The sequence below is a fragment of the Microcoleus sp. B9-D4 genome, assembly GCF_036705105.1.
GTDB lineage: Bacteria > Cyanobacteriota > Cyanobacteriia > Cyanobacteriales > Microcoleaceae > Microcoleus.
On record NZ_JAUBTS010000073.1, the window covers coordinates 1 to 14,522 of the forward strand.

12 protein-coding genes are annotated in these 14,522 nt (G+C 45.5%); 5 read left to right on the forward strand and 7 right to left on the reverse strand.

What is annotated here, in order from left to right:
- Positions 1 to 5 precede the first annotated feature (5 nt).
- Both QUB24_RS28705 and QUB24_RS28710 read right to left on the reverse strand, forming a co-directional pair.
- Positions 6 to 1,409: an alpha-amylase family protein gene (locus QUB24_RS28705; RefSeq protein WP_333157027.1), complete on the reverse strand. Its 1,404-nt coding sequence runs from the start codon at positions 1,407 to 1,409 to the stop codon at positions 6 to 8.
- A 429-nt stretch (positions 1,410 to 1,838) separates the two neighbouring features.
- Positions 1,839 to 2,414, reverse strand: a complete 576-nt coding sequence (locus tag QUB24_RS28710) for a DUF3611 family protein (RefSeq protein WP_333157028.1) — start codon at positions 2,412 to 2,414, stop codon at positions 1,839 to 1,841.
- Between the two features lie 984 nt (positions 2,415 to 3,398).
- On the opposite strand from QUB24_RS28710, the gene QUB24_RS28715 reads away from it, so the two are divergent.
- Together QUB24_RS28715 and QUB24_RS28720 are read left to right on the forward strand one after the other, a co-directional pair.
- Positions 3,399 to 4,250 carry a DUF1206 domain-containing protein gene (locus QUB24_RS28715; RefSeq protein ID WP_333157029.1) on the forward strand — a complete coding sequence of 284 codons (852 nt, stop codon included), beginning with the start codon at positions 3,399 to 3,401 and terminating at the stop codon, positions 4,248 to 4,250.
- Positions 4,251 to 4,450: 200 nt separating this feature from the next.
- Positions 4,451 to 5,419, forward strand: coding sequence for a TIGR03885 family FMN-dependent LLM class oxidoreductase (locus QUB24_RS28720; protein WP_333157031.1), 969 nt, complete (start codon positions 4,451 to 4,453; stop codon positions 5,417 to 5,419).
- Positions 5,420 to 5,452: 33 nt separating this feature from the next.
- On the opposite strand, the gene QUB24_RS28725 is transcribed toward QUB24_RS28720, so the two are convergent.
- Both QUB24_RS28725 and QUB24_RS28730 read right to left on the reverse strand, forming a co-directional pair.
- Complete coding sequence (locus tag QUB24_RS28725) at positions 5,453 to 5,689, reverse strand: hypothetical protein (protein WP_333157033.1); 237 nt, start codon at positions 5,687 to 5,689, stop codon at positions 5,453 to 5,455.
- Positions 5,690 to 6,229: 540 nt separating this feature from the next.
- Positions 6,230 to 7,465, reverse strand: coding sequence for a HetZ-related protein (locus QUB24_RS28730; RefSeq protein ID WP_333157035.1), 1,236 nt, complete (start codon positions 7,463 to 7,465; stop codon positions 6,230 to 6,232).
- Positions 7,466 to 7,605: 140 nt separating this feature from the next.
- On the opposite strand from QUB24_RS28730, the gene QUB24_RS28735 reads away from it, so the two are divergent.
- Positions 7,606 to 7,758, forward strand: a complete 153-nt coding sequence (locus QUB24_RS28735) for a hypothetical protein (RefSeq protein ID WP_333157036.1) — start codon at positions 7,606 to 7,608, stop codon at positions 7,756 to 7,758.
- A 225-nt stretch (positions 7,759 to 7,983) separates the two neighbouring features.
- Here the strand turns inward: QUB24_RS28735 and dtd are convergent, their stop codons facing one another.
- From dtd to QUB24_RS28750, 3 genes are all read right to left on the reverse strand, one after another.
- On the reverse strand, positions 7,984 to 8,415 hold the full coding sequence (gene dtd / locus QUB24_RS28740; protein WP_333157052.1) for a D-aminoacyl-tRNA deacylase: 432 nt from the start codon (positions 8,413 to 8,415) through the stop codon (positions 7,984 to 7,986).
- A 530-nt stretch (positions 8,416 to 8,945) separates the two neighbouring features.
- Positions 8,946 to 10,085: a GTP-binding protein gene (locus QUB24_RS28745; protein WP_333157037.1), complete on the reverse strand. Its 1,140-nt coding sequence runs from the start codon at positions 10,083 to 10,085 to the stop codon at positions 8,946 to 8,948.
- 449 nt (positions 10,086 to 10,534) lie between these two features.
- Positions 10,535 to 10,936, reverse strand: coding sequence for a fasciclin domain-containing protein (locus QUB24_RS28750; protein ID WP_333157038.1), 402 nt, complete (start codon positions 10,934 to 10,936; stop codon positions 10,535 to 10,537).
- Between the two features lie 377 nt (positions 10,937 to 11,313).
- On the opposite strand from QUB24_RS28750, the gene QUB24_RS28755 reads away from it, so the two are divergent.
- Together QUB24_RS28755 and QUB24_RS28760 are read left to right on the forward strand one after the other, a co-directional pair.
- Complete coding sequence (locus QUB24_RS28755) at positions 11,314 to 12,351, forward strand: aldo/keto reductase (protein WP_333157039.1); 1,038 nt, start codon at positions 11,314 to 11,316, stop codon at positions 12,349 to 12,351.
- Positions 12,352 to 13,186: 835 nt separating this feature from the next.
- On the forward strand, positions 13,187 to 14,479 hold the full coding sequence (locus QUB24_RS28760; protein WP_333157040.1) for a glycosyltransferase family 1 protein: 1,293 nt from the start codon (positions 13,187 to 13,189) through the stop codon (positions 14,477 to 14,479).
- Positions 14,480 to 14,522: the final 43 nt, after the last annotated feature.

Consider the following 14,522-nt stretch of genomic DNA (forward strand, 5'->3'; position numbering starts at 1 on the left):
GGAGGCTAGCATCCCGCGTGCTGTGTGCAGCGCTTGTTGCTAGCCACCAAAATAATATCATTTATCGTTGGGGATTCCATCCAGTTAATTAATGAGGCAGGATCGCGCTGCGCTGCGACGACATTGACTTGTTTGTAACCGTATTCTCCGATCGCGATCGCAGGTCTGGCAAGGGCATCAGTTGCAGCCGTCGAGAAGCCACCATTCGGTGCATCTGACCATTGCATCACCGTGCGAACGCTGTCTCGACCTTCCAGCGAAAGGTCATCGCCCATGCCAATTTCTTCCCCATAGCGCAGCATGGGTGTACCAGGCAGAGTGAACAGCAAGCTGTAGACAAGTTCAATCCGGCGACGAGATCCTCCCATCATCGGTGGTAAGCGGCGACGAATCCCGCGCCCGAAAATTTGCATAGTTTTCTCAGGGGCAAACGCTGCAAAAATTTCATCTCGTTCCGATGAAGTAATGCGATCTAGCGTCAGTTCATCATGGTGGCGCACAAAATTAAGCCACTGACAAATATCAGGAATATCCGGTAAGGTTTTTAGTCCCTCGCGCAATGCGGTGGATTCTTGACGCGCCAAGGCCAAAAACAGATGCTGGTTCAGCAAAAAGTTGAACAGAATGTGCATTCTGTCGCCCTTAGCAAAGTAGATAGAAATTTGCTCGCGATCGACATTTGCTTCGGCCAGCAACACTGCATCACCCTGACGCGATGACACAAACTCTCTCATTTCTTCCAAGAAACCTCGCAGCTTTTCGGGGTCTGCACCTTCGATGCCAATTCCTTTAATTAAAAACGGAACAGCATCAATGCGAAATCCAGACACACCCAGTTCTAGCCAGAAACCCATAATTTTGCATATTTCTTCTCGTACCGCCGGATTGGCAATATTTAAATCTGGCTGTTCTTTATAGAAGTGATGCAAATAGTAAGCGTTTGCTTGTTCGTCGTACTCCCAAATACTGTCTTCGACATCGGGAAATATCAGTTGTTCTGGATCTGTTTTGGGTGGATTTTCTGACCACACATAGTAATTGCGATACTTGGAGTTTTTCTCGCTTTTGGCTGCAACAAACCACGGATGCTGATTGGACGTATGATTTACTACCAGATCGATCAGCACGCGAATTCCTCGTTCCCTTGCTTGGTGCATGAACTCGACAAAATCTCCCAGGGTTCCCAGTCGCGGATCAATGTTGTAGTAATCCATCACGTCGTAACCATTGTCGCGGTTAGGGGAAGGATAAAACGGCAGCAACCACAAACAAGTAATTCCTAGCGCGGATAAATAGTCTAGGCGGTTGATAAGTCCCTGAAAGTCGCCGACACCATCGCCGTCGGAGTCCATGAAGGTTTCAACATCGAGGGAGTAAACAATTGCGTTTTTATACCAGAGGTCTTTCATTACAGTCTATTTCTTAATAGAGAAACTGTGTAACATGGCTGTGTTAAGAAACACGGCAACATGGCTATTTAGCAAGCTGAATGCCACGGGTATAGCTCATCTTTCGGAATATGAACCTAAGTTTTGTTTGTTTGTCCTGATTCAAAATCTATCAATCTAAAAATAGATGAAATATCTCTCAATCTAATAAATGAATTACGAAAAAAAAACGGTTGATTAGGCTAACTACCATTAGCAGGAGCGATCGCTACCAATTTCCGATTAGATGTTCATCCTAATAGCCACCTTGTTTAGCTTGTAGCTGCACTGTCTTCGCTCTCTTTCGCCAAGACAGTGCACAACCACCAACCTTAGTTAAATCGGCCAGCCCTTGTCAGTCGTGATGGCATAGGAGTTGTGTTTGCCTTTAGCGATCGCCACTGCTGCCAACTAATCCTCTACCCAATTGAGTAACCCAAGAGAAGTAACAGCTCCAAAAAAGTGAGCGCCAATCAGATTGACATTTGCCATCGTCACAAAAATATCTAGGGAACGAATCACATTTTCTGGCGCATAAGCTGCCATCGCTTGGGGCTGACTAAGAGTTTTTGCTAGGACTACAGCAACTGTTTCTTCAGAAGCGACAAACGCGATTAATACCCCCACCAAACTAGAAACTAATCCAATCCGTAAGGTGTGAGTAATATGTTCTTTGCTGGGATATACCTGGGAATTTTCGGCGTGCAAAAGTCTGCCTAAAAGCCTATAGCGAAAATCCCAAAAAATTCTAAAGCACAGCAATAACAGGCCAATGATTGCTAAAAATACCCCGAAACCAATACCTGCATTATTAGTTTGTTCGCTCATGTTGCGACCCAACATAGCAAATAATAAAACAATGCCGGAAACAGCACCAAAGAATAACTGTATCCAGAAGCTAAATCTACTAAACAAGCGAAAAGTTGCGACGAATTCGCTTTGGGTCAGCGGTTGCGACAAGGATTCTGGTTGATTCACTTGATTCATTATATACACCTTATTGCTGAATTGATCATCAAAGCAAACGACGTAAGAAATAGGTTCTGCTTGTCTTCCTGTCGCAAGCGATCGCCTTGTGGTTAGCTATTAGAGTTTTCCTGAAAAGTCAGTTAAGGGCAGGACAGGATGCCGGATGTTTTGGAACCGAATTCGGCAATTTCCGGTAAATAAAAGGTTGAACTCAACACAGCAACTGCCGTTGTGGTTGATTTTATTTTCCTAAAATCCTCCCGGTTCTGAACAATCAACTTCTGGCGACAATGGGAATTTATAGTCTTAAAAATCGACTTAGGCAAAACGTCTATTGTTTCTGTTTACCATCTCAAAAGCTGCTTCAATCTCTATTTAATCTAACTAGCCCAACCTTGCCATCTGTCTGATGCCATAAGAAAATATCCTCCTGATGGAAGATGATTGAGGAAAAATTTATGATAAAGCTTTGAGTTAAGTGCGATCGCACTACTGGCGATAGATGCTGGATTCCCAACTGCCGCCCAGGGGCGCATCCATTCTTGCAACGTCCATAAGCTAGTTAGGGCAGCTATTGCAGATTTGTCAGATATATCATTATGGAAAAGCAGGTATTTTTGCTTTCCGTTTACACCTTAGCTCTTGATAGCCTTCGGATTTTTTTTTGACATTCTTTTTAGGGTCGCCAATTCTAATTGTTATTCAAACTTGGGTTAAAGAAATTTTTATCAAAAATCTACTATACCGCTGGCAGACTCCTCCATCATGGAAGCCATATTATAGCCCCTAAAGCTATATTTGTCAAGCCCAATAAATGTGAAATTTCTTACTCAATCAACCGATGACACTCCCGCTCAAGACAGATTTAAAAAAAATCTAAACAAGCTAATCTTTAAGTTAATAAATAATAACATAAATTATCTGTTTAAGAACTCAGTTAGCTGGACAGGAATGCACTATTGGCTATGGCAGCAGTCGTTAACAACTAAATTGTCAAAAAATATGAAACGGGACAACTCACCCACCGACAGCATTAAACACTCAATTGGACAAGCAGCTTCTCATGTGTGGTTTGAGCGACTGGCAAGATTGGGATATGCTTCCAAAGGCTTAGTTTACTTTATTGTCGGTTTTTTAGCAGCACAAGCAGCCTTTAGTATGGGCGGCAGGACAACCGATACTAGCGGTGCATTATCAGCAATTGTTAACCAACCGTTCGGTAAATTTCTGCTATTTCTTGTAACGATTGGCATTATTGGTTATGCCCTTTGGCGTATCGTTCAGACAATTCTCGACCCAGAACACCAAGGACAGAAAATGGATGCCAAGCGAATTGCCCAACGCATTGGCTACGCCTTAAGTGCTTTAGCTTACGCAGGTTTGGCTTTAACGGCTGTAAAACTGATCATGGGTTCGGGCGGTGGTAAGAGCGATACAACCGAAGATTTGACAGCCCAAATTTTAGCGCAACCATTTGGACAATGGCTGGTAGGATTGGCAGGCTCAATTGTTATTGGCGTAGGATTTTCTTATTTTTACGAAGCATATAAAGCCAAATTTCGCCGCCATTTCAAGCTAGATGAAATGAGCCAAGCCGAGCAAATTTGGGCGACACGTTTGGGTCGATTTGGAATTGCGGCCCGTGGGATTGTTTTCGTTATAATCGGTATTTTCTTAATTCAAGCAGCCAAGCTATCAGATGCCAGTCAAACGAAGGGATTGGGCGAGGTGTTGGCAATTCTGGGACAACAGCCTTTTAGTCCAGTGATTTTGGGTATAGTACCTTTGGGTTTAATAGCCTATGGCATTTACTCGGTAATTGAAGCTCGCTATCGGCGAATTTTCCGTTCATAAGCTTGCCCGTTATACAGAAAGTTATGAATTTTGAGTACAACAATTTTTTGGTGAATTAAAAACTTATCTAACTCAAAGCTCAAAACTTTTACAAGGCGTCCTGATTAAATCACCTGCTTTTAAGTCTGGATATTTTAACTCACAACTCAGGGCGGGCACGGGGGCATCGCCCCTACTGTACTCAAAACTCCTAAAAACTTATGGCAAAAATTGGTTATCATGCTTCCCATGAACAGTTTAAGCCCAGTGAACTGCTGAAATATGTCCAAATGGCAGAACAAGCTGGCTTTACCCATGCCCTTTCTTCCGATCACTTTCATCCTTGGAGTGAAGCGCAAGGACAAAGTGGTTTTGCTTGGTCTTGGTTGGGTGCAGCAATGCAAGCAACGCCGAGGCTTTCCTATCGGGTTGTTTGCGCTCCCGGACAGCGGTATCATCCGGCTATTATTGCCCAAGCTGCGGCAACGTTGGCAGAAATGTTTCCCAATCGTTTTTGGCTAACGGTTGGCAGCGGTCAAGCGTTGAATGAACATATTACTGGGGATAAGTGGCCTACTAAGAACGATCGCAACGCGCGCCTCAAAGAATGTGTCGATATTATCCGCGCCCTTTGGGCAGGAGAAACCGTCACCCATCGCGGTTTAGTGTGCGTAGAAGATGCAAAACTCTATACCCGCCCGGAAATTCTCCCATTAATTATCGGCGCCGCAGTTACCCCAGAAACCGCAGAATGGTTGGGCAGTTGGGCCGATGGATTAATTACTACTTCTCGCCCACCTGAAAAGTTAAAAAAAGTCGTCGATGCGTTTCGTCGCGGTGGTGGAGAAGGAAAACCAACGATTTTGAAAGTGCAGCTTTCCTATGACAGTAATGCAGAGAAAGCACTACAAGGCGCTCATCATCAATGGCGCAGTAACATCTTCAAAAGCAAAATGCTGACAGAACTGATAACACCCGCTCAATTTGATGCCGCCGGGGAGTTTGTGCAACCAGAGGAGTTATATCAACACGTCCGCATCTCGGCAGACCAAGAGCAGCATATTGAGTGGTTGCAAAAAGATATTGAATTGGGGTTTGATCAAGTAATTTTGCACAACGTTAACCGATCGCAAGAGCAGTTTATTGAGGTGTTTGGCGAAAAAGTAGTGCCAGCCCTGACAAAAAGTTGATGGTGGAAAATCAGTATGTAGATGCGATCGCTTTTAGGATTGATACTGCTTCAAAAATCTATTCTTCCTGTTAGCAGCACTAGCAGCAAGATATTTCGTAGCTTCCTCATTATTAGGCAGCGGTTCGACTTGACCTTGATAAACCAAAGCTTGATGAATTAGCGCCGTAGCACTCCCCCAACTGAGCAACTCGGTTGGATTAAGAACTCTGGGGTCTAGATAGTTGACCGGGATATTTGCTTTTGTCGCTGCGGCCACTTCATCAACCACATCTTTAAGAATTTTGTCGGCATCTTTATAATAGGATTTGACAACTTCTGATGCCGCACTCCCAGAAGGTGCACTTGCAGTTGTTACGGTTGTTGGTGGAGCACTTTTAGCAGGCGTAGACTAAGCCTACCGCGATAATACTGGTAATAACGGCTGCATCAAAATAGTCGAGGCGAGGGGAAATACCAAAAGATTCCTAGCTATTCGACGTTGTTTTGCCGACACTGGACTGGGAGCAGCTTGACTTGTTGCTGCAACAGGGGGATTGTAATCTCAATTCAGACCCCTCATTACTGATGACTGATGACTGATGACTAATGACTAATAAAAACAAATTCCCCGGCCTAACCAGGGAAGGAAAGATATTAAAAAAAGTAATGTTGTTTTAATAAATTGAATTTGCCAAAAAGTGGCGATAATTTAGTAGCAGCCCTTGTTGAGTTGAGAGCGGACGCCGGGGCGGGCAGTCCAGTGTAGATGCCGCACCCGATCGCATTTTCCAGTCTCAAGAAAACAGTTGCATTCATATTTGAGTACCAGTTAAGCTTGGCTGCTGTTGCGAGTCTGGCTAGCCAGCTCCAACAGTTGCGCCCAGCGTTTTTGGACTTGTTTGGGAGTGCATTTGAGCGCGGTGGCGATCGCCTTGTCGCTTTCTTGATTCCGCTTCATTTCTAACAGTTGCTGCATTTCCGGCGACAGTTGAGCGCGAAACGCTTCCCATTTGTCGGAAGTCATTCCCAGCTTTTGATCCACATCAGCACCCAGCCATTCGTGCACGAGTTTCCAATTTTGAGTGCGGGCAAATTTTTCGACGTGGTACTTGAAACGTTGTTGCAAGTAGTCGCGCTGGCGGGAAGACAAACCGAGCACGCGGTCAATTTCCGAAGCCGAAAGGTCTTGCAATTTTAAAGTTAAGTAATTCACGCATTCTGGCTGATTTTGCGATTCCAGATAGGCGATCAATTCCGAGACTACTCGATCGCGCAGCACAGCATCAGCCGGATCGACAGTTTCCGATACCATTTGCTCGCGCACTTGTTGCAGCGCCGGAGAGCGGCTGTAAATTTCCGCATCTTCTCCCTTGCCCGATTCTACAGCCATTTCAATGTCGATCGCAGTTTCCGGAGGCTGGCCCTTGGCAAATCCTTGAGCGCGCAACACGATCAGGCGCTGGCGGTTGCGGCCCGGTAAGCCAATTTGGCGTTTGGCGTAGTGTTCGGTGAAAGCCATGTACTCAGCCAATTCTAGCTGCGTGCGGGGCTGGTAGGTGACATCGAGTTGGTGTTCGCGGCGGAAAGCTCGCAGAGATTCGATGTAAAAGCCTTGCAAAAAGTCTTCAATCATGTTGTAGCGAGCTTGGAAGTTCAAGTTCGATCGGAAAGAAGCAACATGGCGGTAAATCATAGCCGCGAGGTGAGAATGCAGTTCGACGCGGCCTTGTTTGGAACCGAGGCGGTAGTATTGCAGGGTTTTTTGCAACCGGTGCTCAGCCAAGGTGATTTGCCAAGCTTCAACTTCGCCGGAAATTTGGATGCGATCGCTCTTTTGGCAAATCCGTTCGACTTCCTTAGCAATCCGCATCGCCACTGCTTGAGCGCTGCGGCTGGAAGTTTTCATTTCCGCTTGCAATTCTTTGAGGGCGAAGTTAGCCAAAGCGAGGATATCGATGCTTGGAAGAGAATTGATTTCGGCGGTTTGTTCGCTGGATGCAGCCGGAATGCTGTTGAGGTCAGAAGCGGTGTTGCAGTTGACGGTGGTGGCAGTTTTGACAGTCATGGCGTTTATCGGGTGGTAGGGCACAGCGGGTGTGCGAGGACATTTGTCAGAGAGTGAGGTCAGTTGCTGGCGGTTTCGCTTGCTGTGCTGATTCAACTCTCTATACATTGAATGTTACGGAAGTAGAGATAACCGTAGTTATGCCAGTGTTCCACTCTCTCATGCAACAGTTTTTGGCTGCTGAATCTGATTCTAAGCGCTGGCTGTGGAAGATTGATTTTATTGCCGTTAAAGCCTTACTGTACAAGCATTCTGAGCTGTTATTTGGGTGGGGCGATCGCCAGGAAAACTGAGGGTGCTGCGAGGCCGCTGAGTGGACAATCTAATAACTGGCTATTTGAGGGGGTTTTGGCCGTTAGAGATTGTGGAATCGAGACTTGGCAGAGTGTAGCTATCTGCAATGTCTTCAGAAGCTACGCAACAGCAGTTAGGAAACCCGGTTAATTTGGAAATTTGATCTTATCCAAGAAGGAAGAAGGAATCAGAAAGAAGCACAGAGAGCTTTGTTTGCCAACAATTCACCCTGATTCTTTCTCTAATACCAAAGTCACCGGCCCGTCATTCTCGATCGAGACTTGCATCATCGCTCCAAACAAGCCTGTTTCGACTTTTAAGCCGCTCTGGCGCAACTTTTCGACAAATTTATCATAAAAAATTTCGGCTCTTTCAGGAGCCGCTGCTCGGTCAAAGGAAGGTCGCCGACCTTTGCGGCAGTCCCCGTAGAGCGTAAACTGACTGACAACCAGCAACTCGCCGCCGATGTCTTGTACGGACTTGTTCCAGCGCCCGGTATCCGTGGCCGAGTCGGGAAACAAACGCAATTCTAGGCATTTGCGAGCCATCCAATCGAGTTCTGCTTCGGTGTCGGTGTCTGCAATACCTACAAGCAAGTTAAGTCCGCGGCCAATTTTGCCAATAATTCGATCGTCTATTTCGACTTGAGTTGACATTCTCACCGGGCTAAAGCCACGGTGATTCCCAAACCTCACGATTTGAGTTTCTGCTTCATCGCAACTGCCTCCACCCACAAGGAGTTTTCTGGTCTTATGTTCGCTCCACAGACTAACCCCGCTAGCCCAGCGGTTTTTATGCGTCGAATACCTAAAAGGAATTCTTATCTGTTGTTTTGATTCCAGGGATGTTTACCATTGCCCTATCCTCTTTTCCCGGTCTACCGATTTGTCTGCGCCGCCAGTTGTACTGGACTTCGCTCGTTAGGCTGTCTGAATCCATCGACGGACAGTGGGTCATTGACCAAACTATAGTTTAATATAAAGCCGTCCTAAAACGACGGGGTTTCCACCCACCTTTCTGATGACTCGCATGGGAAATCGGTAATTGGTAATAGGTAATTAATCGTTACCAGGCTCTAGCCTGGTAACGCAGATCCAGAGGCTCTGCCTCCTATCTTCCTAAGTACCAGAGAGGCAGAGCCTCGCTTACATCGGTTCCCAGGCTCTAGCCGGGGAACCAGTAACCTTTAGTTTTTCCCAAAACCTTTGCCGCGATTGGTTGAAGGCATACAAAGACAGTTTTCGAGTTGCGATCGCAAAGTCTCAGTATCCAAACCCTGACCGATGAGAACAAGCTGGTTTTTGCGATCGCCTTTCCACTCGTCGTCATCCATCGTAAATCGCTTGCCGCTCAAGTGAAAAATATGCCGTTTCGGACTTTCTTCAAACCACATAATTCCTTTGGCGCGAAACACATTTGTTGGCAGTTGGTTGTCTAAGAAATATTGAAATTTTCTCAGAGAAAACGGCTTGTCACTCTGGAAAGAAATTGAGGTAAATCCGTCATTTTCTAAATGGTCGGAGTGGTCGTGATGGCTGTGGTCATGATGGCTGTGGTCGTGATGGTCATGATGGCCGTGGTCGTGATGGTCATGATGGCCGTGGTCGTGATGGTCGTGATGGTCGTGATGGTCGTGGTCGTGACTGCTAGCAGTTTTTTCAGATTGGAAATATTTGTCCGATTCAAACAATCCGACGCTGAGGACTAGCGGTAGGGGCACTTGCGATTTTACTGTTCGCAGAATTCGAGCACCTTCTTTGACATCGCGAATCTTAACTTCCAACAAATCTAAATCTGCTTCCTCAACCAAATCTGTTTTGTTGAGGATAATTATATCGCCGTAAGCTATTTGACTGTAAGCTGCTTGAGAGTTGAACAAATCTAAGCTGTAGTTGGCTGCGTCTACTAATGTAACTATCGAATCGAGACGAGTCAGGTCGCGCAGTTCTGTGCCTAAAAAAGTCATCGCTACTGGCAGCGGGTCGGCGAGTCCGGTTGTTTCGACTACCAGATAATCGAGATTTTCTTGACGTTCTAAAACTTTGTAAACTGCATTAACTAAATCTTCATTAATTGTGCAGCAGATGCAGCCGTTGTTCAGCTCAACCATGTTGTCGTCGGTGGTGACAATCAGTTCGTTGTCGATGCCGATTTCGCCAAATTCATTTACCAAAACTGCTGTTTTCAAACCCTGCTGATTGGTCAGGATGTGGTTGAGCAGGGTTGTTTTGCCGCTGCCGAGAAATCCTGTAATGATTGTAACGGGCAATCCGTGTTTGGGAGCGTCCATCGCCGGTTCTGTCTCGGACTGAGTTGTAGATTGCATAGCTTGAATGTCAAATAATGTCGATCGCACTTTCTTTGTGGCTCTTATTGTATCTTAATTAGGACAAGGCCTGGTAAACCCAGTTTCTCGGAGAAATGTTGGGTTTGGTGGCATGGTATCTACGCATCAACCGGGAATCAGCCCGAGAGTGCAAAATAAGTGGGCCGCTAATTATCGGCAATTGTTAACGCGGTCGATCGCACTTTTTTATTTTTTTGATAAAATTTTGTCCAGAGTACCTGTCGCAGTTTTTGCCACTAACTCCAGCAGCGACAAATTTGGGACAGACTCAAGCTAAGTGCGATCGGCTAATTCCCGCTACTCTATAATAAATAGTTTTAATTACCGACCTGCGTAAAATATTTAAATCTCAACTATCAATTAAAACAGGGCGGTGGCTAACAACAGCCACCGCCCTCAAGATAGTATTGCGCTATCTAAATCTGTGCTTACGCAGGAAGCAAGACTGAATCAATAATGTGGATGACGCCATTATCAGCAGCAACATCGGCTGTTGTAACGGTAGAATCATTGATTTTGACACCATTGGAAGCATCAATTTTCACTTCTGAACCTTCAACTGTTTTGGCAGATGTCAGCTTGACCACATCAGCGGCCATAACTTTGCCAGAAACGACATGATAAGTCAAGATTTTTGTGAGCTTAGGAATGTCATTAAGCAGTGCTTCTACAGTACCTGCGGGAAGCTTAGCAAAAGCTTCGTCTGTAGGAGCGAAAACTGTGAAGGGGCCAGCGCCTTTGAGAGTATCTACTAAACCAGCGGCTTGGACTGCAGCAACTAGGGTAGTAAAAGAGCCTGCCGAAACGGCGGTATCAACGATATCAGCCAAGTGAGTCACCTAGTTTGTGTAATCTATAAATCACTATAACGCTAAAAAGTTAATTTAGCTACATTAATTTTTTCTCTAGTTCTGTCTGGTTTTCCGATTATTTAAGATAGCATTTTTTATTTAACTCATTTCATAAAATACCTATCTAAAGATAGATATGTGTTTGGTCATTTTACTGTATTTTGATTTACTAATGTATTCCTAAATACATTAGTAAGCCGATCGCCAGTGCTACGACATTTTGATTAACTTGGCAAAACATTCAACCTTCAGCGCAGCGCTAACACATTACAAAAGCCTGCCACCCCGACTGATGGCAACAGTTTGGGAAATCCCGATCTAAACTGTTAACAACCACTAACTAGCGGAAGGGTGACATGAGATACAAACTACTAGGTCACAGCGGACTTCGCGTTTCGGAAATCTGCCTCGGAACCATGACTTTTGGCGAAGATTGGGGTTGGGGCGGTTCCTACGACGAAAGCCGGAAAATGTTCGACGCCTTTGCAGAAGCGGGCGGCAATTTCATTGATACCGCGAATCTCTACACCAACGGTACTAGCGAAAAATATGTCGGCGAGTTCATCGGGGCCGATCGCGAAAAATGGGTAGTTGCCACTAAGTATAGCCTCAACATGAAAAACGGCGAAATCAACGGTTTCGGCAACCACCGCAAAAATATGGTACAAGCAGTAGAGGCCAGTTTGAAGCGATTGCAAGTTGAATACATAGATTTGCTGTGGCTGCACGCTTGGGATTTTACCACACCCGTTGAAGAAGTGATGCGCGCTTTTGACGATTTGGTGCGCGCCGGTAAAGTTCTTTACATAGGCATTTCCGATACGCCGGCTTGGATTATTTCTCAAGCAAATACGATCGCCAATCTGCGCGGTTGGACACCATTTATCGGCTTGCAAATCGAGTATTCTTTAAAAGAGCGAACTCCTGAACGGGACTTGATCCCTATGGCAAAAGCCTTTGACATTGGCGTCACGGCTTGGAGTCCCCTAGCAGGGGGTTTGCTAACAGGAAAATACAACACTTCAGAAACCGCCAGCGAAGCTAAACGGCTGAATTCACCGGAATCGGGAAAAATTAACGAACGAGACCTCAAAATTGCTGACGAAGTTAGCTTCATAGCAGCCGAAATTGGCAAACCTGCTTCTCAAGTAGCCCTAAATTGGCTGATCCAACAGCCAGTCGAAGTTATTCCGATTGTGGGCTCGCGCAAACTCTCGCAACTTCAGGAAAATCTGGCTTGTTTGGAGTTTAAATTAACCCCCGAACAAATGCAGCAGTTAGACAAAGTAAGTGCAATTGAATTGGGTTTCCCTCACGATTTCTTAAAGAGTTCGACGGTGCAAGATTTTGCCTTTGGAGGAGGAATGGCCAAAATTGACAGCCGCCGACTGTAAAGTTGCTGGTATTTTCTAGTCGCGGGTTTACGTGGATATTTGGCGTTTAATTGCAGATATCGGCGAACCCGCCCTTAGAGGGATGATTGACATTTGTGCTGTGGGCGCGAGGTTAAACTGACGCCCACAGCGCAAATGTCATCGCCTTGGTTTCTTGGCACAGACTCCCGTAAAATCTTAGGTTTATCGTTGCCGTTACCTGTTTTCTTTGATATTGTTGAGACAGGTGATCTTGTGTCAGTTTAACCCCACTGCATAAACTGTTAATTGTTAATCTATCGGAAGTTAGAAATCTTTGACGAAACTGTGTATATTAGGATACAAAATTTCCCTAATAGCGATCGGATGAGTTAAAAAAAAGCAAGGTTTGTCAAATCAAAAAGCAACATAAACTTGATGGGAAATTTTCTATCATCTCCAAATAAAGCAATAAAACTCGCTCTTTTTTCACCCCGTACCGGCCAGTTAAGAGTCATTTTACAAGGTCGATCGGCGTTTTAACGGCTTTTGAACCCAGCGTGCAAGCTAGGTGTCTCCTGAGAGAAAAGTCATCCTTCAGATAGAAGTTATGGCCGAAAAACTGGGTTACATTTAACAACAATAGCAAGTCTAACAATATTAACTTATCTCCCAGTTTCAATTATGAAAAAAGCAGATAAGCGTGTTTTTCCGCAGCTAAACAGTTTCTTTGTTTGGCTCACTGAATGCGGCGCTTGCTCGTCAATAAAAGTTCTCAGATTTATGCTTGCGACTTTCAGTAAGACACTGCTGAGAAATATATCCTATTGACCAATTTTAACTGGCAAATTTTCATTGACAAATTCCAGAGGCTAATATGTCGCCCCCAGAAAACTCAGTAAACAATAAGTATAGCAATAAAAGTCGAGCATGGGAGATCCGATTTACCTCTATAGATCCAGCCAAATCGCCCTCTCAATTCGCTCCCCCGCCCGCATTGCGCGCCAACTTATCAACAACTGATGCTTTAGAGGCACCCGATTTAGTTTGCCTGTCTCATTTGCGGTGGAATTTTGTATATCAGCGTCCGCAACATCTCTTGAGTCGCTGTGCTAAAAGTCGTCGCGTCTTCTTTGTAGAAGAACCAATTTTGAGCGAGGCTACAGATTGGTGGCTCGATGTCAGCATCCACGAAAGCGGAGTCTGGGTAATAGTACCGCACCTGAGCGAAGGAATCAGCGAAGCAACAGCACAAACTGCTCAGCAAGCCATGCTAGATGATTTGTTTCGATCGGCAGAAATTAGCCAGTACATCCTCTGGTATTACACACCAATGGCTGTCAGTTTCACAAACCACTTAAAGCCGCTAGCTGTAGTCTACGACTGCATGGATGAACTGTCAGCATTCAAAGGCGCGCACCCGGATTTAAAAGCAAATGAAAACCAATTATTAAAGCGCGCCAGCGTAGTATTTACCGGGGGACACAACCTTTACGAAGCCAAACAGCACCAGCACCCAAACATTCACGCTTTCCCCAGCAGCATCGAAAAAGAACACTTTGCGACAGCCAGGAATCTTTCACAAGAACCGTCGGATCAAAAAGACATTCCTCACCCGCGTTTGGGATTTTATGGGGTCATAGACGAACGCATGGATATCGAACTGCTGAGGGGAATTGCCCAAGCAAGGCCGGACTGGCATTTAGTCATCATTGGCCCCGTGGCGAAAATCGATCCGGCAACTCTGCCAACTCACCCAAATATCCACTATCTCGGCGGCAAATCTTATCAAGAACTGCCAGCGTATCTTGGCGGATGGGATATCGCCATGCTGCCTTTTGCGATTAACGAATCGACTAAGTTTATTAGTCCTACGAAAACTCCAGAATACCTCGCTGCCGGCAAACCTGTGATTTCTACTCCTATCCGCGACGTGGTGCGGCCCTACGGAGAAAACGGCTTGGTTCGGATTGCTAGCAATTCTTCAGAATTCGTTGCTTGTGCTCAAGAAATCCTTAGCGAAAGTTCGGACGTTCGCAGCAAATGGCTGAGTGAAGTAGACGCCTTTTTAGCAGACAATTCTTGGGACAATACCTGGGGCGAAATGCTGGGGTTGATCGAAAGTGCGATCGAAGGCAGAAAGCAGAAGTCATTAGTCAGCAGTCAGTAGTCAGTTGGCTTTTGACTGTTGGCTGTTGGTTATTTGTGAGTTG

What these genes read in the sequence shown, in the direction of transcription:
- dtd (WP_333157052.1), bottom strand. Translation starts at nt 8,415, where the DNA reads ATGTCAACTCAAGTCGAAATAGACGATCGAATTATTGGCAAAATTGGC.
- QUB24_RS28760 (WP_333157040.1), top strand. Translation starts at nt 13,187, where the DNA reads ATGTCGCCCCCAGAAAACTCAGTAAACAATAAGTATAGCAATAAAAGT.
- QUB24_RS28745 (WP_333157037.1), bottom strand. Translation starts at nt 10,085, where the DNA reads ATGCAATCTACAACTCAGTCCGAGACAGAACCGGCGATGGACGCTCCC.
- QUB24_RS28755 (WP_333157039.1), top strand. Translation starts at nt 11,314, where the DNA reads ATGAGATACAAACTACTAGGTCACAGCGGACTTCGCGTTTCGGAAATC.
- QUB24_RS28705 (WP_333157027.1), bottom strand. Translation starts at nt 1,409, where the DNA reads ATGAAAGACCTCTGGTATAAAAACGCAATTGTTTACTCCCTCGATGTT.
- QUB24_RS28720 (WP_333157031.1), top strand. Translation starts at nt 4,451, where the DNA reads ATGGCAAAAATTGGTTATCATGCTTCCCATGAACAGTTTAAGCCCAGT.
- QUB24_RS28715 (WP_333157029.1), top strand. Translation starts at nt 3,399, where the DNA reads ATGAAACGGGACAACTCACCCACCGACAGCATTAAACACTCAATTGGA.
- QUB24_RS28735 (WP_333157036.1), top strand. Translation starts at nt 7,606, where the DNA reads ATGCCAGTGTTCCACTCTCTCATGCAACAGTTTTTGGCTGCTGAATCT.
- QUB24_RS28730 (WP_333157035.1), bottom strand. Translation starts at nt 7,465, where the DNA reads ATGACTGTCAAAACTGCCACCACCGTCAACTGCAACACCGCTTCTGAC.
- QUB24_RS28710 (WP_333157028.1), bottom strand. Translation starts at nt 2,414, where the DNA reads ATGAATCAAGTGAATCAACCAGAATCCTTGTCGCAACCGCTGACCCAA.